The 19608-nt window shown below is 38.3% G+C and carries 15 protein-coding genes; 2 read left to right on the forward strand and 13 right to left on the reverse strand.

Annotated features, from left to right (window positions below):
* Positions 1–12: 12 nt before the first annotated feature.
* From IRY55_RS09740 to zapA, 4 genes are read right to left on the reverse strand one after another with little or no spacing between them, the layout of a single operon-like run.
* Positions 13–2361: an endonuclease MutS2 gene (locus tag IRY55_RS09740; RefSeq protein ID WP_194563131.1), complete on the reverse strand. Its 2349-nt coding sequence runs from the start codon at positions 2359–2361 to the stop codon at positions 13–15.
* 15 nt (positions 2362–2376) lie between these two features.
* Positions 2377–4077, reverse strand: coding sequence for a DNA polymerase/3'-5' exonuclease PolX (gene polX / locus IRY55_RS09745; protein ID WP_194563132.1), 1701 nt, complete (start codon positions 4075–4077; stop codon positions 2377–2379).
* Positions 4078–4118: 41 nt separating this feature from the next.
* The gene (locus IRY55_RS09750) at positions 4119–4661 is read right to left on the reverse strand and encodes a CvpA family protein (protein WP_194563133.1); all 543 of its coding nucleotides are present in this window, start codon (positions 4659–4661) and stop codon (positions 4119–4121) included.
* A 9-nt stretch (positions 4662–4670) separates the two neighbouring features.
* Positions 4671–4931: a cell division protein ZapA gene (gene zapA / locus IRY55_RS09755; protein WP_194563134.1), complete on the reverse strand. Its 261-nt coding sequence runs from the start codon at positions 4929–4931 to the stop codon at positions 4671–4673.
* A gap of 141 nt (positions 4932–5072) precedes the next feature.
* Here zapA and rnhC point away from each other — a divergent pair, with 141 nt between their 5' ends.
* Positions 5073–5999, forward strand: coding sequence for a ribonuclease HIII (gene rnhC, locus IRY55_RS09760; protein WP_235961120.1), 927 nt, complete (start codon positions 5073–5075; stop codon positions 5997–5999).
* An 80-nt stretch (positions 6000–6079) separates the two neighbouring features.
* Here rnhC and IRY55_RS09765 read toward each other — a convergent pair whose 3' ends face one another.
* The 5 genes from IRY55_RS09765 to IRY55_RS09785 are packed head-to-tail and all read right to left on the reverse strand — an operon-like array spanning position 6080 to position 13191.
* Entirely contained in the window at positions 6080–6805 is a 726-nt protein-coding gene (locus tag IRY55_RS09765; RefSeq protein ID WP_194563136.1) for a Cthe_2314 family HEPN domain-containing protein, read from the reverse strand.
* Between the two features lie 19 nt (positions 6806–6824).
* Positions 6825–8003, reverse strand: coding sequence for a protein kinase family protein (locus IRY55_RS09770; protein ID WP_194563137.1), 1179 nt, complete (start codon positions 8001–8003; stop codon positions 6825–6827).
* A gap of 27 nt (positions 8004–8030) precedes the next feature.
* Positions 8031–10994, reverse strand: a complete 2964-nt coding sequence (locus IRY55_RS09775) for a type III restriction-modification system endonuclease (protein WP_194563138.1) — start codon at positions 10992–10994, stop codon at positions 8031–8033.
* A 14-nt stretch (positions 10995–11008) separates the two neighbouring features.
* Positions 11009–12967: a site-specific DNA-methyltransferase gene (locus IRY55_RS09780; protein WP_194563139.1), complete on the reverse strand. Its 1959-nt coding sequence runs from the start codon at positions 12965–12967 to the stop codon at positions 11009–11011.
* A 17-nt stretch (positions 12968–12984) separates the two neighbouring features.
* Positions 12985–13191 (reverse strand): helix-turn-helix domain-containing protein, encoded by a 207-nt coding sequence (locus IRY55_RS09785; RefSeq protein ID WP_194563140.1) that lies wholly within the window; start codon positions 13189–13191, stop codon positions 12985–12987.
* Positions 13192–13451: 260 nt separating this feature from the next.
* On the opposite strand from IRY55_RS09785, the gene IRY55_RS09790 reads away from it, so the two are divergent.
* A complete protein-coding gene (locus tag IRY55_RS09790) occupies positions 13452–13610 on the forward strand; it encodes a hypothetical protein (RefSeq protein ID WP_194563141.1) in 159 nt (52 codons plus the stop codon).
* Positions 13611–13898: 288 nt separating this feature from the next.
* Here the strand turns inward: IRY55_RS09790 and pheT are convergent, their stop codons facing one another.
* The 4 genes from pheT to argF form a co-directional block, all read right to left on the reverse strand.
* Positions 13899–16313 (reverse strand): phenylalanine--tRNA ligase subunit beta, encoded by a 2415-nt coding sequence (gene pheT / locus IRY55_RS09795; protein WP_194563142.1) that lies wholly within the window; start codon positions 16311–16313, stop codon positions 13899–13901.
* Positions 16314–16326: 13 nt separating this feature from the next.
* Positions 16327–17364 (reverse strand): phenylalanine--tRNA ligase subunit alpha, encoded by a 1038-nt coding sequence (pheS, locus tag IRY55_RS09800; RefSeq protein ID WP_194563143.1) that lies wholly within the window; start codon positions 17362–17364, stop codon positions 16327–16329.
* 323 nt (positions 17365–17687) lie between these two features.
* Complete coding sequence (locus IRY55_RS09805; RefSeq protein ID WP_194563144.1) at positions 17688–18434, reverse strand: TrmH family RNA methyltransferase; 747 nt, start codon at positions 18432–18434, stop codon at positions 17688–17690.
* A gap of 128 nt (positions 18435–18562) precedes the next feature.
* Entirely contained in the window at positions 18563–19498 is a 936-nt protein-coding gene (gene argF / locus IRY55_RS09810; protein WP_194563284.1) for an ornithine carbamoyltransferase, read from the reverse strand.
* Positions 19499–19608 lie beyond the last annotated feature (110 nt).

A 19608-nucleotide genomic window follows, 5' to 3' on the forward strand; every position in this document is an offset into this window, starting at 1 on the left:
GATTCTCCTTCATCATTTCAATATAGCGACTGTTACACCGTATCCACCTTCACCCGCTTCACCGAAACGATATTCTTTTACACGCGAGTGACGTTTTAATACTTTTTGAACACCTTTCATTAAGGCACCTGTTCCTTTACCATGAATGATTGAAATTTGATGTAAGTTCGCTAACAATGCATCGTCAATATATTGCTCTGTTCGCTGAATCGCTTCTTCATAGCGCATCCCTCGAAGATCGAGCTCCATTTTAGCTGGTGCCCGGTGACGTTGTACCGTCGTGACAGGTTTTTGCTCTTTTTCTGGTTTTACATATTCTAAACGGTCTTCTTGCAAGTTCATTTTTAATATACCGATTTGCACGACCCATTGTCCATCATCTAGCTTGTCAACGAGTGTTCCTTTTTGACCATAGTCAAGAGATTTCACTTCGTCACCCACTTTTAAAGGTCGCATCGTCGTCTTTTTAGGGCCTTCTTTCTTCACTCGTTCTGGTTTTGCCCCTTCTAAACGTTTGCGCATTTCGATCAACTCATGCTCTTTGACGTCAGCGCGTGCATACAGCCTTAAATCCCGTAGCTCTTGCATCACTTCTTCCGCTTCAGCTTCCGCTTTCGCTACAATTTTCTCCGCGCGATGTGTCGCTTTTTCTACAAGACGCTCTTCATTTTTGCGAAGCTCTTCTAACTCTTGCTCAAGCTCTTCACGCAATTGTTCTGCTTCTGCTAGTTGCTTTGCCATTTGCTCAGCATCTTTTTCTGCATCCACACGACTCTTCTCAAGGCTTGCAATCATCGTATTCACTTCACCACGATCTTCCCCTGTGAAAGATCGTGCGCGGTCAATAATATGATGTTGCAATCCGAGACGATCTGAAATTTCGAATGCATTACTGCGCCCAGGTACTCCGATTAATAAACGATACGTTGGGCTCAATGTATCGATATCGAACTCCACGCTCGCATTGACGACACCAGGTCGATTATAACCGTAAGCCTTCAATTCTGGATAGTGAGTCGTCGCCATAACACGTGCACCTGTTCCGTGTACTTCATCCAGTATAGCGATCGCAAGTGCTGCTCCTTCTTGTGGATCTGTCCCTGAGCCTAATTCGTCAAAGAGAAGGAGGGAACGTTCGTTAAATTTCTTTAAAATGCTGACGATGTTCACCATATGAGCAGAAAACGTACTTAAACTTTGTTCGATTGACTGCTCGTCTCCAATATCCGCATAGACCGATTCAAAGACCGCCACTTCTGAACCATCAAGTGCAGGAATCGGCAGACCTGATTGTGCCATAAGCGTACACAGTCCGACCGTTTTAAGCGTAACGGTTTTACCACCCGTATTCGGTCCTGTGATGACAATCGTCGTCACATCGTCGCCAAATTCAATCGTATTTGCAACTGCTTCTTCTATAGGAAGTAACGGATGGCGCGCTTTCGTCAATTTCATATACCCTTTATCATTCACTTCAGGCTTCGTACATTTATGTTCCGTTCCGTAACGTGCTTTCGCAAAAACGATATCGAATGTAGCGAGCACGTCAATTAAAGTGAATAGATCGTGCGCTACTTCTTGGACTAGTCCCGACAATGTCATTAAAATTTTATCAATTTCTTCTTTTTCTTTCATCTTTTGCTCACGAATATCGTTATTCGCTTGCACAACGCTATCTGGTTCGATAAATAATGTTTGACCCGACGCACTCATATCGTGAATAATGCCACCATAATGCGAGCGGTACTCTGCTTTTACTGGTAAAACGAAGCGGTCATTTCGAATCGTCACGATAGAATCCGAAAGCATTTTCGACGCATTTGCACCGCGTGTATAACTTTCTAAACGGCTACGTACGCGCGATTCGGCAGTGCGCAATTTTTGACGAATATTTCGCAACGTGCTCGAAGCGCTATCTAATACTTTTCCATTATCGTCAATCGCACGGTTAATTTCATGTTCTAATTGTGTAACAATCGGCAATTCATCTTTTTTCGCGACGAGTAACGGTATCGTGATTTCCTGTTCGTCGTTAAGCAATTCAATAAATTGACGCATTATACGACTCGCTCGTATCGTGCTCGCAATTTCCATCAGTTCTTGTGCAGATAGCATCCCACCAATTTGCGCGCGTTTGGCGTGGGGTTTTATATCGAAGATTCCGCCGAGTGGCGCATGTCCTCTCACACGCAAAACAGCGAGCGCTTCATCCGTTTCATTTAACATTTCCTGTACAGCCGTTAATTCCGTAGAAGGCTGAAGCGATTGAATCGCCTCTCTTCCAATCGTCGTCGCACAAAACGTCGCGACTTGTTCGATCACTTTATCATATTCTAAAGTTTTCAAGACACGTGATTCCATGTCTTACACTTCCTTTCATTTATGAACAATTCTTTCTAAAAATTGCTCTTTCGTCCACGTATTGACGATTTGTTCTCGTTCTATATACGCTTTTTGTGTATGCAATACACCGAGTTCCATATAATCCAATTGATCGATCGCATGCGCATCTGTATTGATTGCAATCCATACACCGAGTTCTTTCGCCAATTTTAAATGTTCCACACTTAAATCGAGACGATACGGGCTCGCATTTACTTCTACAATTTTATGATATTGCTTCGCCCACTGCAAAAATTGGGGAATGTTGATCGCATACCCATCTCGCTTGCCAATGACGCGTCCTGTCGGATGTGCAATCATGTCGACGTGAGGATTTTTCATCGCTTCGTGAAGACGGTGCATAATCTCTTCTTCTTTTTGATTGAAGCTCGAATGAATCGAAGCGATTACGAAATCCAGATTTGCAAGCACCTCATCATCGAAGTCGAGAGAACCATCTGGTAAAATATCCATTTCTGTCCCACTTAACAATAGAAAATCATCTATGTTCGATGCTGCAATTTCCTTTTGTTGTTCAAATAAGCGCTCTGGTGTTAATCCGTTCGCTACTTTTAAATATTGAGAATGGTCGGTGATGACCGCATGTGTATATCCTTTTGCTTTCAGCGCTTCTCGCATTTCACCGATAGAGAATGCCCCGTCTGACCACGTCGTATGCATGTGAAGATCGCTATTCATATGCTCAAGCTTCACCATGCGCTCCATTTCGTCTAACTTTTCTAATTCTGTCCCATTTTGGCGTAAGTTCGGTGGGATAAATGGTAAATCAAAATGATTGAAAAACTGTTCTTCTGTATCGAACGTTTGCATCGTGCCATCTTTCAAAGTGACACCGTATTCACTAATTTTTTCACCGCGTTCTTTTGCCCGTTGACGCATTTTTACGTTATGGTCTTTTGAGCCTGTAAAATGGTGAATTGCTGTCGCAAATTGCGTTGCTGTCACGAAACGTATGTCAACATCGACATATTCGTCAAAGCGAGCAGTAAAGGAAAATTTCGACTCCCCACTTCCGATAATTGAATCGATTGGTAGAAGCTCTTTCAACTGTTTCGTCACCGAGTCAGGTTCGTCTGTAACGACAATAAAGTCTAAGTCGCTACTCTCTTCTTCACGACGACGATAACTGCCTGTCGCTTCGTATTTCTTCACTTGCTCAATTTGATTGAGAGCTTTCTCCACTTCTTTCACCATTTTTTCAACGAGCCAAAGTGGATGTTTATCACTGCGTTCATTTAATTGTTCAATCGCTTCAATAAAGTTTTGTTCTGTCTTTTTTCCAAAACCGGGCAACTGACTAATTTCATTTGCTTTTGCTGCTTCGTATAGCGCTTCGATCGATTCAATGCCTAATGCTTCACGAATTTTAGCAATTCGCTTCCCTCCGAGTCCAGGAATCTTCAACATATCTAGCATCGACCTTGGAACTTTTCGTTCCAATTCTTTCAATGTTTCTGATTCTCCTTTTTCGATTAAATCTTGAATGACCGTTCCCGTACTTTTTCCAATCCCTTTCAGTTCGTAAATATCGTCCATTTCCGCCAAACTGCGACCATCTAACTCTAAAGTGTTCGCCGCCTTTCGAAAGGCGGATATTTTAAATGGGTTTTCCCCGAGTAACTCCATATGTAGTGCAATTTGTTCCAATGTGCGAATAATTGTTTTTTTGTCCATTTCCTCACCTCGAAAAAAGCTCCCCGCTCAATGTGGGAAGCTTAATTTGTCATATACGAAAACCACCAATTTTGCATAATACGCGACAATAATGGCGTATGTTCAAACATCATTCTCATGAAAAATGAGCGATTGACAATCCCTTGTACAAAGTCGAGAGGTAATAATGCCATCACCGAAAAAATAAAAAATAAAATAAAATACATTTCTATAAATCCGATCGCTGCACTTATAAATCTCGTTTCAAACTTCAATACATATGCATATCGCATATAATCAAACATGGCGACCACAATGAGTAGCAACACATAACTAACGAAAAACAGTGCGACGAATGCTAAAGCATTATAAAATGTAATGTCTAAATCGAGCTCTTTTGCAGCCCATGTCAGTTTTTCATGCGCTTGCACATTGGGATAAGGCACCCATAATACAAAATAAGAAGCAATTTTTTTATAAAGTAAATATGCGATTAAAATAGCGATCCAAAGTGCTGAAAAACGAATCGATTGCATAATAAGTCCTCGATGAAAACCTAAAGCTAAACCAATTCCTAATAATAATAGTATTAAAATATCAAACATCTCGGCCTGTCAACCCTTCAATTGTTCCAACTGTAGTTGTAATTGTTTTATTTGTTCTTTCAATTTCACTTGTTCGTTCACACTGTTCACAGCGGTGAGTACAGCGAGTCTCGTACTGTCTAATGCCGGATTTACTTTGCGTATTTCGCGCATTTTATCATCGACCATCGTCGCAACGAGTCGCATTTGTTCTCGGCTCTCTTTTCCAACAATCGTGTAAGATTGTCCATAAATATCGACTTCCACACGATTTTTCTCTTCATCCGCCACACTCTCAACCCCCTACCGACTGTACATTGAATGTTTATCATACCATGAAATGAATCATTGGATAAGAAAAATGATATACTAATTTTAACATAATGATGAATGAACGTATACGTTTGTTATCGAGAAAAGGATGGGATCTCTTTGAGCAACACGACCCTCGTCATGACAGAACGAGAAATTGAGCAATTAATCGAGCGTTATCAATCAAATAAAATCGAACGTAATGCCCCTGGTGTTCGCTTCTGTTTTAAAGTTGGAACGGTAACGGTCACGATTTACAATTCAAAAAAAGTACTCTTCCAAGGAGGAGGCGCAGCAGAACTCGCTCAACAATTCGGGTCCCCGAATGCTCCTTCTCCAAAGCGCCCAAGCACAAAAACGACAGAAACGCATTTACCAGAAAATCTTGCCGCACTCTCTGTGATCGGTTCTGATGAAACCGGTACGGGCGACTATTTCGGACCGATCACTGTCACTGCCTGCTTCGTTCCCGCTTCCGAAATCGGATGGGTGACGGAATACGGTGTAAAAGATTCCAAAATGTTAACCGATGATCTAATGCGCCAAATGGCACCCGCATTAAAGGAATCACTCATTCATAGTACGCTCGTTTTACCAAATCCAAAGTATAATGAATTACAAGCTTCTGGAATGAGCCAAGGCAAAATGAAAGGGATGATGCATAATCAAGCGTTATTGCACGTATTGCGAAAACTGGATGACACTCCATACGATTATATTTTAATCGATCAGTTCGCTGAAGCGAGCACCTACTATCGCTACTTATCAGACGTTCCAACGGTTGTGAACGAGCGCGTGCTATTTGCGACGAAAGCGGAACAAATCCATGTGAGTGTCGCTGCTGCTTCCATTTTAGCACGCGTCGCTTTTTTAGAAGAAATGGACCAGTTGTCAGAGCGAGCAGGTGTGACGATTCCGAAAGGAGCGAGCGCAAAAGTCGATCAAGTCGCTGCACGCATATGGAAACAGCAAGGGGAAGACGTATTGCGTAGTATGACAAAATGGCATTTTGCGAATACATTGAAAGCGAAGAAAAAATTGACGTAAAAAAGCACTCTAATGGGGATTGCTGGTAGTGATCAAAATAAAATATGCGGAATGACAGGCTTTAGACGGTTAGAAAAGGGCTACTCACTAGGAGTGCCCTTTTCTAGTTCTGTAAAAATATCGTCTAAAATTCTCTTTATAAATTTGATGGCTTTTAAGTAATCTTCCGTAACTCTTTTAAGTATAAAAATAGCAGGAGGTCTTAACTGCATACCAAAGTTAGAAAGACTAGTGATATTAGGTGAATTTCTATGGGTCATTTTGTTACGATATTCTTTAATATATTCAAAATTACCTTTCCATTTCTCTAAATCACCTTTAATTTCATCTGTTTCTTTAAAGTAATTATAAACATCTTTTGCAAATATCTTTTTATTTTTCCCTTGTGAATAATCATGAAAGAATGCTCCTGTATAGATTTTATCTATCGGTCTATTTATTTTCCAAAAAACATTACATAACTGTGCTAACATATCCCATAATGTACTAGTTCGAAAAATCATGTTTTCTATATAGTATAAGGCTTTCATTTCATTTTCTGATGGTTTTTCAAACATTTTATGTTCCATTAAGTTTTCTGATGGATTGCACTTTACAACCGCATCGAACGAATATTTTATTTTGGTATTTAAATCAATTATTGTATCGTAAATAGAACTAATAGCAAATATGTCAACTTCGTCTTCTTCGACTGTGTGGATTGCACCAAATATATATTTATTATCTCCATAACTTATATGGAACAGTGATTCATCAAAACTTATATTATCTACTTGCCCTTTTAACCAACCTAAAGATGTACCCATGCTAATCATCTCTTTAAACTTATATTAAATTATCAAATGTTAGGTTGTTAAAAAAATGTGTTAACTCTTCGACTGATTGAAATCTTTCTTCCTTTTCTGAGCATAGTCCCTTTTGCATTAAAGATTTAATATCTACATCATCTATGTTATTCAAATTGATTTTCCCTGTCATAACAAAAATAACTATTCTAGTTAATGCGTAAGTCTCGTGTACCATATCGTAAGTGTGGAAACCATCGACAATAAGCGATGGATCATTAAAATAACCTTTAAACTCAGTCCACATATTTGTCAATTGACTTTCTGGTATTTTGATTAGACCAAAATCAGCAATTTTAATGACGGTCACATCATCGTAAATCTTAATCAATATATTTTTCGGGCTTATATCTCTGTGTAAACTTTCTTTAGAATGAATATATTCAAAAGCCCTTAATATCTGTCTTACAATACCGATTCTTCTAGCAACATTTAATTTAGTATTATTTTTTTGAATGTATTCATCCAGTGTTGCATCCATATATTCCATATAATATTCATTTTTATTTTCATCATAATTATATACTTCTACTATATATGGTGACTTAAATCCTTTCATCGCATTAAATTCACGCTGAAATCTTTCTATTTCTTTAGCATTTAAATTATCTTTAGCTCTTTTAACTACAAAAGACTTTTTATAAAACGGGTCTTTATATTTATAAACATTAGCGTAGGAGCCTTCCCCAATAAACTTCAACTCAACATTTAAAGAATTATATAGAGATTCTATATCTATAGAATCCTGTGAATTAAAAATTGGTATTGTGTAGTACAGTTCGACTTTCTCCATAAAAGGCGGAATTTCACTTCCGCCTGAATTGGATAAAAAACTTTTCGATTTGTTAATAACTTTTTCGTAATAAGGGTCTATAGTGAATTTATAAGAACTATTTTTTAAACCTCGCTGCAAACCCTGAATGCACTCAATAGCTAATATTAAATCTCGACTATTATCTGCCCAAAAATGTGCTGTATTTTCTCTAGTAGGTAGACGACTATTCATAGCTTTATAATTATCTATTAATAAATGATGAATAGTAGAAAATATCTCTTGTAATTTAGAATTTTTAAATGTCTGGTACAAATCTTCATATTCAATGTTCTGATAAGGTAATAATTCACGATATACATTTTCTATATAATTATTGAACTTCAATAATTGAACCTCCATTCAAACTCATATTTACTTATCCCGCAAAACTTCCTTAATAATCTGTGCCATTTGCTTATTGTTTAGTTGATCATGGAAGTAAACTTTATAACCATCTTCAGATAAGGCATCAAAAAATACTTTTGCACATTGTATTTTTGCATTTTCTGTACCACGTATATTTGTTTTATCTTCAACATCTTTCGTTTCAACAACGATATTTAATTCTTTTTCACCCGTTGCTCGCCTAACAACATACATAAAGTCAGGGCTATACATTCCACCTGTTATTGTTGGAATTGCGATACTGTTTCGCGGTATCTTTCCGTAAACAATAACCTCTTCTATATCGGTAGAAATATTTTTCTGCTCCATCGGTGAATCGTAAGCAAAGGCATCATATAAGTACTTATCACTTGGTGTTCCAGGTGCAATTTTCGTTCCTATTCTACCCTGTGAAATAGTTTCTCGTGGAGTCCCATCGGCATGAGAAAGAGCTGTTGAAGTAACAGGTGTTTCACTTTTCGCATAATGGAAACGTCCTTGTAAGTTTGTATTCTTCCATTCATTAAACTTTTGAATAATGACACTTACAGAACTTTCATTAATATATTTCGAATCAAATTCACCGATCTTTTCTACATATTCACACAAGGCTTGATGAATTGTTTCAATGGGAATATTGGTACTTCGCATAATCCTAAGTAAAAATTCATTGTAAGGAATCGTTCTTGAAACAACATATTGTAAGCCTGTTTTATCCGCAATTGTCATGGTTGTACCATCACTTTGAATTACTTCACGTTGACTCGTCATCACAACATCTGTAAACACACCTTGCTCTTCTAAAATAGAAAGCACAACATCTTTCATATCTTTATCTAAATCTCTATCATAAAAGAGTAAGTAACGTTGGTTTATTTTTTCCCATAGTTCACGAATTTCATTATAAGCACCTTTACGAATTTTAACAGGTTTCGGTTTGTTTTTATTTCTATCTTTTACTTTTCCAGATGATAAGCCCATTTCAAAGTCTGGGAATTCTGCAAAAAACTCATCACGTTTTTCTACATTAATATTCATTTTGCGATCGATATACTGTTTGTCATATAAAATATCAAATAAATCATCAGAAGTAATCGCTAATTTTGAAGCTACTTTAGCAAGTTGTTCTTCTGTAATCATTGCAGCTTGTGGAATTTCTCCATTAATTTGTTCTACAAGCCTTTCTGCAAAGTCCGCTTCAGTAAAGTCAACGATGTAATTCAGTTGAAATTCTTCATTAGAAATACGGTTTCCATGTTCATCTACTGGAAGTCTGAGTCCACGTCCTACCTCTTGAAGCTTACTGTTTTCGCTACCACTTGAACGTAATTTAGCGATTGTAAAAACGTTAGGATTGTCCCATCCTTCTTTTAAAGTCCACTTTGAAAATAAGAAACGTAACGTATTCGGTGTACCATCTTTTTTCTTAAAAGATAATAATTGTTTTTTACCATGCAAGATGGTTTCCACTTCATTTGCAATATCTTCATCTGAATCACTGTTATCTTGTGAAAAATATCCCGCATGACAGGCACTTATATCAGCTAAACTAGCCTCTAAATAGGCTTTATACTCCGCTTCATATTCTGTTAATGTGGATAGTTCTTTTTCAATTCGTTCTTTTAGTAGTTGTTCGAATGTGTTTTTTAAATAAGGAACTTTCCCATCTTCACTATCTCGGTATGAAGCAATATCATCAATGAAAAACAATGCTAATGTTTTTATTTTAAAATTTCGTTCAGTAAAGTTTGTACGTTCCGTTTCAAAATGTCTTTCTAATGCCAAGCGCATCATTTGTTCTTGGTATGAAGTCATATATATATCTACATCAAGTTCCTCACCTGTTTGTTTCTCTATTCCATTCGAGAATACGACAAACGAGCCACCGATTGCTTCAATCGTAATCCCTTCAAAGGCCTGATGTATAACAGAAAGTGAATCTCCCTTTTTAAGAGTGAATGTCTTATTGGCTTCATCTTTCTTTTTATATTGAAAATTAACATAGTCATTTCTTTTTATCGTTGTAATTTTAACTTTTTCAACTTGCTTAGATATAGGTTCAAAATGTTCTTTTGCAACCCCTTTAATTAAATCTAAATTAAAGGCCTGACAAGCATTTAGATCATAGAGTAAATTTTGATAATCTTTTCTTGTTGTTCTGTTCTTTCCACGACCACTTGTCATATCGGGATAGGTAGCACCAAAACGAATAATGCTTTGTGGTTGTATTTCTTCTTCAATCACTTGATATGCCTTCTGATCACGTGAAAAACGATGTGGTTCATCAATAATGACAAATGGTTTTGTTGCTTTTAAGGCATCGAAGGGACGATAAAACCCTTCTGCACCATAATCATAATCATCACGACTAAGCAGACCATTTTTGCGAACTGTTAGTAATTGCATATTCACAAGCAATACATGAATTTTCTTTGTGTTTTGTGAAGAACCACGTACAAAATCACTAACAACACTCGGAAAATAAGTTCTCCCTTTTTTACAACTTTTTGGAGATTCTAACACACCAACTTCTATCTCCGTTCCATAACCACATACATCAGAAAAGTGTCTTTTCACATATTCATCTTGAAGAAAATGAGCAGTACCCGCCTTAATTGCTAATGAAGGTACAGCAATAATAAATTTATTAATGCCATATCTTTTATGCAGTTCATACATCATCTGTGTATGGACATAGGTTTTACCTGTTCCTGTTTCCATCTTGATGTCTAAACTTAAATGGTTAGTCGGTGGTGTAAACCCACGATATTCTGCTGGTAAATCTGATTGAATATTAGTGATATTATGCTTGATTATCTCATCAGTTAAGTCGATGGATGGATTTTCAAAATACTGTTTAGGAGGCTCGATTTGAACACCATTAAAAACAGCACTTACAGCATCAACTGCTTTTTGTTGATGAGGTAAACTACGTTGTAATATTAGTTCCAATGATATCCCTCCAATTAATAACGTACGTCAAAATTAATACGTAAATTTTTCTCCGTATCTTGTAGTCGCTTTAAATTAGTTTTGAGTGATTCAAGTTCTGTCCAGGTAAAGCTATAACCAAATAATACAATGTTTTCTGGATTAAAACTTCCATCCGTTTCATACTTCACAACAAGTTCTTCTATTGCCTCATTTGGCAATTCTGGATGTACTAAATATAAATGCTTGTCTTTGTAGTATGCTTCATAGTCTGCAAACAGAATTTTTTCCGCTTCAGTCGTGAGTCCATAGCCATCATTGTTTAACCATGTGGTGATAACTGTTGGAACACCGAATTCATCAAGTATTGTATTGTTGATAATCATTTCATCTTTCTTTGGTGTGAATTCTACTAATTTATTTATAGTATCATTTGTAGGTTTCTTTAGAATGAAATGTTTAAACCCTAAATCTTTCTTAAGATCCTCATTATTATCTTTTATAATATTAGAGCATTTAGTAATTCTATCACGACCAATTTGATCAATTGTTTTATATCCTGACTCAAAAGCAAATGAATTTTTTTGAACCTCTTCATCCAATTGAATCATTATATATTTGAGATTGTGATTGTTAAGTGTATTCGCATTCATAACTGCATGAGCGGTCGTGCTAGATCCAGCAAAAAAATCTACTATAATATCATTTTCATTAGTAGTAAATTCAAGAATCTGTTGTATCATTTCTACTGGTTTTGGATTATCAAAAACATCTCCACCAAATAGCTCCCTGAGAAATCTTGTATCTGTTGAATTATCAAAATACCAAAAACTATCTACTACAGTTGGGCTATCGCTATTTATATAATCCTTAAATCCTGGTGGAGTGTTAGGGTCACCATAATAAATAAGGTCTTCTTCTTGTAATCTCAGTAATTCTTCATAGGATTTTCCCCATCCTCTATTTGGTATAACACACTCTTCTCCAGTGTGCGGGTTAATTATAGTGTAATCTTTTGGTCCACCATTTCTAGATAAGTCTGCATCCTTAAACACTCCTTTATCATCAACTTTATTCCATCTACTTAAGTGACTATATTTTGGTCGTTTATACATATCTTTTACTTCTTCAAGTATTTTGTCGTTAGAATAACCTTGTTTTTTCAATCTAGAAAACAGAGCATGAATATCTCTTGTTCCTTTTTTTTGTACTCGCCATTTAACATTGTCTAATGAATCTTTACTTTTAACATAACAACATACATATTCAGTTGATACTCCGATTAAATTTGTTTGATTTTTATTGGAGTTGTTTTTATGAATATTCAAAGATACAAAGTTCTCTTCACCTAAAACCTCATCACACAACAACTTTAAATTTGCTTGTTCATTATCATCAATCGAAATAAAAATCACACCGTCATCAGATAGTAAATCTCTAGCTAGTTGTAATCTTGGATACATAAACATTAACCAAGCAGAGTGTGAAGCTGAGCCTCGTTTTGTTAAATCTAAAATTCTTTGTGCTTGCTCTTCACCTATACTTAATTTCTCCGTTAATTCTTCAATTGTAAAATTAAAGTTGTCATTATACACAAAGCCATCTGATCCTGTATTGTATGGAGGATCAATATATATGCACTTCACTTTACCAGCATAAGACTTTAATAAATGTTTCAAACCATCTAAATTATCTCCAGTAATATAAATGTTTTCACTATTTTTATTTTCTTCTTTTTGATTATGCTCTTCATTTGGCACAATAACTGTTTCGGTTTCTAAAGTCACAAGTAATCTAGCATAGTTTTTACCTAAAAACTTTAGCTCATAGCCTTCATTTACAACATTAATATCTTCACTTAAATATTCTTTGAATCTTTCAATATCAAACGAGCCATCTTCTTTAAAACAAGCTGGAAAATGTTCTTTCAATACTGTTATTTCCTTTTTGTTTGCCGATGCATTTTCATTCTTATCCCATGTATTTTTAATCATTCGTAAAACCGTCCTCTCTATTTATCAGATGTAAATTCCAAAATATCATCCACTTTACAATCTAAAACATTACATATCTTTTCAACGCTTTCTAATGAAATATATTGTTCACGTTTCATTCGAGTCATTATATTACCTGAGAAACCAGCCATCTTTTGTAGTTCACTATTTGAAATATCTCTATCAACTAGTAAATGAAAAAGTTTTTTGTAGGAAACAGCCATTTAATATTCCTCCCTTAAAGTTAAATGACAGTTCTATTTTATCATTTAATCGTGATATATTCACTTATTTTATAAAATGGTTCGAATAGATCAAATTATTCGCTTATAGGTGAGGGACTTATTTACAACTGTATAATTTTTTGAAGGGTTCATAAGTGAAAAGGCAGATTAGACAAACATACTGATGGAACATTTCCCTCACCGTTCTTGACAATTGAATAGCTAAAAAACTTTAAAGTCAAAGGAGGTGTGTATTTTCTGTGTGTGATATTGAAAATATTCCAGCGGAAATGAAAGAACACGATATATTTTGCTGCTGGAAAGAAGAAATGAGAAATGGAAAGAAAACGAAAGTACCGTACAACGTGAAAACTAGTAGTCGTGCAAGTTCAAATGATTTAAGCACTTTTTCTTCTTAAACTGTATCGGAGCAATTGAAATAGAACCAACTGTAAAGATGCAGACCAGTTGATTGGAACGTAAGGTGGCGACTCCTGCGGGAAAAGCATGAGTCTTGAGACCCCGCAGGAAGTGATTTTCTTCCGAGGAGGCTCAAGCCATGCCCGCGGAAAGCGTCCACCTGAAGGGCAAATCAACGGTGTTAGAAGGCAAGACAAAAGGCATAGCCGTGAATCTTACGACTATGCCAATTTTTAAAAACCTATTCATCACTATCAGCACCACACTAAAACGGAGTTCTTTTTTTACTATGCACGCAATGTTGCGTTCGCTTTTTCTGTTAATGCTTTTAATACTTTATCATGCGCTTGGACAACTTCTTCATCCGTCAATGTACGTGTCGAATCGAAATATGTGAGAGAAAATGCGACTGATTTTTCATCTGCTGCGACATTGTCCCCTTCATAAAGGTCGAAAAGGCGTACGTGTTTCAACAATTTCCCGCCTGCTTCCTGAATAATTTCTTGAAGCGTTGCCACTGTCGTATCGCGTTTCACAACGAGTGCGATATCACGTGAAATCGATGGATAGCGAGATACTTGTTCGTAAACGAGTGCTCCTGCTGTTTCATGTAAAATCGCATGTAAGTTCAATTCGAAGACGAATGTATCTTTCAAGTCTTGTTCTTTTTGAACTGTCGGATGGACTTGACCGACGAACCCTACAACGACATCGTCGAGTAAAACGTGAGCTGTACGGCCAGGGTGCATGCCGTCGATTGAAGCTGCTTCGTAACGAACACGTTGAGCGAGTCCGAGTTCAGCGAACAATCCTTCTACGACACCTTTTGCGACGAAGAAATCAACTTTTTTCGTTTCTCCTTGCCACATATGGTTAAGCCAGTCACCTGTCATCACCGCTGCGACACGTTCCACCTCTCTCGGAAGCCCATCTTCTTGCTTCCCTAAGTAAACGGAACCTGTTTCATACATGAGGACTGTTTCATTACGACGAGCCACGTTGTACGTTGCGACATCGAGCAAGCTCGGCACTAAGCTTTGACGCAATGTGCTATGTTCTTCACTCATCGGCATCATCAATTTCGTCAACGTATCTTCTTCGATTGCGTAACGTTGTGATTTTGCTTCACTCGTTAATGAATACGTGATTGCCTGATACAAACCAGCACCTTCTAAATAACGACGTACGATGCGACGTTTCGCTTGATAGTTCGTTAATTTCCCTGGTGTTGTCGCCGTCACTGGTAATGTTTTCGGAATGTTATCATACCCGGACATACGTGCAATTTCTTCCACGATGTCTTCTGGAATCGCAAGATCTACTCGACGCGTCGGCGCATCGATGATCATTTTTCCGTTTTCCACTGTTGTCGGAATGTTTAAGCGACCAAGGATCGATAACATTTCCGTTAAACTAATTTTCATCCCGAGACGATTGTTCACATCGTCTGGTGATAAAATAATACGTTTCGGTGTGCGATCGAGTTCGTCAATAGAAACTGTTCCTTCACACACTTCTCCACCTGCGTATTGAGCCATCAATTGAGCCGCACGCTCTCCTGCTAATAAGACGCGGTTCGGATCGACTCCTTTTTCGAAACGTGCACTTGAATCACTACGTAAACCGAGTCGACGTGATGTGCGACGGACCGTTGCTGGATCGAAGTATGCTGCTTCGATGACGACTGTTGTCGTATTTTCTGTCACTTCCGAGTTTCCTCCACCCATGACACCTGCTAATGCGACCGGCTCTTTTCCGTTCGTAATGACGAGGTCTGACGCTGTTAATTCACGTTCTTGCTCGTCTAATGTCGTCATCTTTTCGCCTTCTTCCGCTAAACGAACGACGATTTCTTTCGAGTTTAATTTATCGTAGTCGAATGCGTGAAGTGGTTGACCGAACTCTAATAACACGAAGTTCGTAATGTCCACGACGTTGTTGTGCGGGCGAATACCTGCTGACATTAAAACGTTTTGCATCCACATTGGGGACGGACCGATTTTAACATTTTTCACAACTTTCGCCGCGTACAATGGGTTTTGTTCTTTCGCATCAATTTGGACTGAAATATAATCCGATGCTCGTTCTGAAATCGGATCGTATTGCACCGCAGGCATTTGGATTGGTCGATCTAAAATCGCTCCTACTTCAAATGCGACACCGAGCATGCTCAGTGCATCTGAACGGTTCGGTGTTAAATCGAACTCATAGACGACGTCGTCTAATCCGATGTAGTCAAGCGCTGAATCGCCAACTTTCGCATCTTCTGGTAAGACGTAGATGCCTTCTGCGAATTCTTTCGCAACGACTTTTCCTTCTACTCCGAGCTCTTGAAGTGAACAAATCATCCCGTGAGAAGCTTCACCGCGCAGTTTCGCTTTTTTAATTTTAAAGTTACCTGGAAGGACAGCTCCTGGTAAAGCTGCAATGACTTTTTGTCCTTTCGCTACGTTCGGCGCTCCACAAATAATTTGTTGAAGCTCTTCTCCTCCGACGTTCACTTGACAAATGTTTAATCGGTCCGCTTCTGGATGTTTTTCACATTCCATTACTTCTCCGACGACAACATTTTGCATATCGTGTCCGCGTACGAGTACCGCATCGACTTCAATTCCTGAACGTGTAATGCGCTCCGCAAGTTCAAACACATCTTGATCATCTATTTTGACGTAATCGTTTAACCATTTCGTAGATACTAACATGTTCCGTTCCTCCTTATTGTTCTGTTCGCCCGAATTGTGAGATGAAGCGCATATCGTTCGTGAAGAAATGACGGATGTCTTCTACTCCGTATTTCAACATCGCGATACGCTCTTGACCCATACCGAATGCGAATCCTGTCATCGTTTTCGAATCGTACCCTGCCATTTCGAGAACGTTCGGGTGAACCATTCCACCGCCTAAAATTTCAATCCAGCCTGTTTTTTTACATACGTTACAACCGTCTCCGCCACATTTGAAACATGAAATGTCCATTTCGACAGAAGGTTCTGTAAATGGGAAGAAGCTTGGACGTAAACGAATTTCACGCTCTTCACCGAACATCTTTTTCGCAAATAAGTCGAGTGTTCCTTTTAAATCGCTCATGCGAATATTTTCTCCTACGACGAGTCCTTCGATTTGTGAGAACTGGTGTGAATGTGTCGCGTCATCTGAATCTCGGCGGTACACTTTACCTGGACAAATAATTTTAATTGGTGCGCCTTCTTTTTTCTCCATCGTGCGCGCTTGAACAGGTGATGTATGTGTACGCAATAATGTCTCTTCTGAAATGTAAAATGAGTCTTGCATATCGCGTGCTGGGTGATCTTTCGGTAAGTTCAAAGCTTCGAAGTTGTAAAAGTCACGTTCTACTTCTGGACCTTCCGCAATTTCATACCCCATACTTAAGAAGAAATCTTCAATTTCTTCCGCTACGCGTGTGATCGGGTGATGGTTTCCGACATTGACCGGACGACCTGGCAATGTGACATCAATCGTCTCTTTTGCCAATTGTTCATTCAATGCTTGCTCTTCTAAATCTGCTTTTTTACTTTCTAAAAACGTCGTCACTTCTTCACGAATGACATTCACTAATTGCCCAATTTTTGGACGTTCTTCCGCTGGAAGTTTTCCCATCCCTTTTAATAAATCGGTAATCGGACCTTTTTTCCCGAGATACTTCACTCGAATGTCATTTAATTCTTTCGTGTCGAGCGCTTCTTTAATTTTCAATAACGCTTCTTCTTTTAATTGCTGTAATTTTGTTTCCATGCTCTTGCTCCTTTCGATTATGTAAAAAATAAAAAGTCCTCGCCCCTATAAATATAGGGACGAGGACGAGTTCGCGGTACCACCCTGAATTACTGCTTTTATCAGCAGTCACTTCATTGTAACGATTAACGGCTCGGAACCGGCACACCTTTACACATTTGTGGTCCTGGTGGCTGCTCGTAGGGTGAACTTCGGCTAAGCTGTCATATTCGCATTTCCAGTCTACGATGCGAATTTCCTCAGAATGACAATCATAACGTACTCTTCCTACTCATCACGCATTTATTATTTCATTCATATCTAGTATATCAAGCTTTTTTCACTTATGCAAAGTGAAAAAGTAAAATCCCTGTCGCTATGCCGACATTCAACGATTCTGCACGACCAGGCATCGGAATGTAAATGACTTCGTCAGACATTTCTAACAAATGTGTGGCCACACCGCTTCCTTCATTGCCAACGATGATGGCAAATGACTCCGTCTCGACATCGCGATAATTGATCGCTTGCTCGGTCCAACCTGTTGCGAGTACTGGAATATGACGTGCTTGCAAGTGTTCCACTGCTTCTTGTAAATCCATCTGAATGATCGGGACATGGAAATGCGAGCCTTGTGCTGCACGCAATGTTTTTGAATTGTACGCATCCGCACTTCCCTTCCCTAAAATAATGCCGTCAACCCCTGCAGCGTCCGCTGTGCGAATCATCGTGCCGACATTGCCCGGGTCTTGGACTGCGTCGATGAGTAAAAAGCGTTTCCCTTTTACTTCGTCTAAACTCGATTGTTTCTTTTTACAATGCGCGAAAATCATTTGACTCGTTTCTGTCTCAGCGAGTAGTTTTGCAATTTCTTCTGTAATTAAAATCGTTTCAACATCATTTAATGAAAAAGGTGTAACGACATCTTCTGTCATCATTACTTGAATCGCTAATCCTTCTTTCATCGCTTCTTCTACGAGATGAAACCCTTCGACGATAAACTGTCCCGTCTGTTCACGCTCTTTCTTTTTATCGATTAATTTTCGCCACTGTTTGACGAGATTATTTTGACTCGATGTAATTTCTTTCATACCGATTTCCTTTCTATCATTGAGCTTCTTTTATTGTAACGTGTTTCGATAAAAAAAGAAGGTTTTCTGTACAAAAAAGCACCTTTTTCAAAATAGCGTTACGCCTTTTGAAAAAGGTGCTCCATCATTTATTGCATCACTGCTGCAAGTACTGCTTTTTGGGCGTGAAGTCTATTTCCAGCTTGTTGGAAAATGTGCGAGTTCGGTCCATCGATAACCGATGTTGTCACTTCTTCTTCACGGTGAGCTGGGAGACAATGTAAAAACATGTAATCGTCTTTCGCATGTGAGACGAGCGCATCGTTAATTTGATAATCTTTAAAATCTTTCAAACGTTGCTCAGCTTCTTCTTCTTGCCCCATGCTCGTCCAAACGTCTGCATAAATCGCATCCGCATCCGTTGCCGCTGCAATCGGATCGTTCGTCACCGTGAATGAACCACCGTTTTGTTCCGCAATTGCTTGCACTTTCGGAATGAGCTCTTCTGCGAATTCATATCCTTTCGGTGAAGCGACAACGCCATGCAAGCCGAGGTGAGCAGCTGCAATCATCAATGAGTGCGCCACATTATTACCGTCTCCGATATATGCAATTTTCAATCCTTTAATATTCCCTTTAATTTCAATCATCGTCAACATGTCCGCAAGCGCTTGACATGGGTGGAAAATATCCGTTAACCCGTTGATGACTGGAATGGAAGAATGTTCGGCTAATTCTTTCACCATTTCGTGTGAGTTGGCACGAATCATAATGCCATCCAAATATTCGCTCATTACATTCCCCGTATCATACACCGATTCCCCACGGCCAATTTGTAAGTCACGCGCATTCATAAACATACCGTATCCACCGAGTTGTTGCATTCCGACTTCGAATGAAATACGCGTACGCGTCGAATGTTTCTCGAAAATCATACCGAGCGTCTTTCCTTTTAAAATATCGACTGTTTCACCTGCATGTAGTTTCGCTTTTAACTTGACCGCATACTGTAATAAAAATTCGATTTCTTCGCTTGTATAGTCTAATAATGACAGCATATCTCTATTTTTAAGTTGCTGTAACATTTGTTGTTCGTTCGTCAATATTGTCAGCCCCGTTTCTTTTCAAACTGTATAAAAGGAGTATACAATTGTATAAATATAAAGTCAACTGTATTTTTATTTTAAAATCAAAA

Origin of the sequence: Savagea serpentis (genome assembly GCF_015351395.1) — a bacterium.
Classification (GTDB): Bacteria; Bacillota; Bacilli; order Bacillales_A; family Planococcaceae; genus Savagea; species Savagea serpentis.

Bases quoted from the DNA above. Each gene is read 5' to 3' on its own strand.
- polX (WP_194563132.1), bottom strand. From the start codon at position 4,077: ATGGACAAAAAAACAATTATTCGCACATTGGAACAAATTGCACTACAT.
- IRY55_RS09750 (WP_194563133.1), bottom strand. From the start codon at position 4,661: ATGTTTGATATTTTAATACTATTATTATTAGGAATTGGTTTAGCTTTA.
- IRY55_RS09805 (WP_194563144.1), bottom strand. From the start codon at position 18,434: ATGAAAGAAATTACATCGAGTCAAAATAATCTCGTCAAACAGTGGCGA.
- IRY55_RS09740 (WP_194563131.1), bottom strand. From the start codon at position 2,361: ATGGAATCACGTGTCTTGAAAACTTTAGAATATGATAAAGTGATCGAA.
- pheS (WP_194563143.1), bottom strand. From the start codon at position 17,364: ATGGAAACAAAATTACAGCAATTAAAAGAAGAAGCGTTATTGAAAATT.
- IRY55_RS09780 (WP_194563139.1), bottom strand. From the start codon at position 12,967: ATGATTAAAAATACATGGGATAAGAATGAAAATGCATCGGCAAACAAA.
- argF (WP_194563284.1), bottom strand. From the start codon at position 19,498: ATGTTACAGCAACTTAAAAATAGAGATATGCTGTCATTATTAGACTAT.
- IRY55_RS09765 (WP_194563136.1), bottom strand. From the start codon at position 6,805: ATGGGTACATCTTTAGGTTGGTTAAAAGGGCAAGTAGATAATATAAGT.
- IRY55_RS09785 (WP_194563140.1), bottom strand. From the start codon at position 13,191: ATGGCTGTTTCCTACAAAAAACTTTTTCATTTACTAGTTGATAGAGAT.
- pheT (WP_194563142.1), bottom strand. From the start codon at position 16,313: ATGTTAGTATCTACGAAATGGTTAAACGATTACGTCAAAATAGATGAT.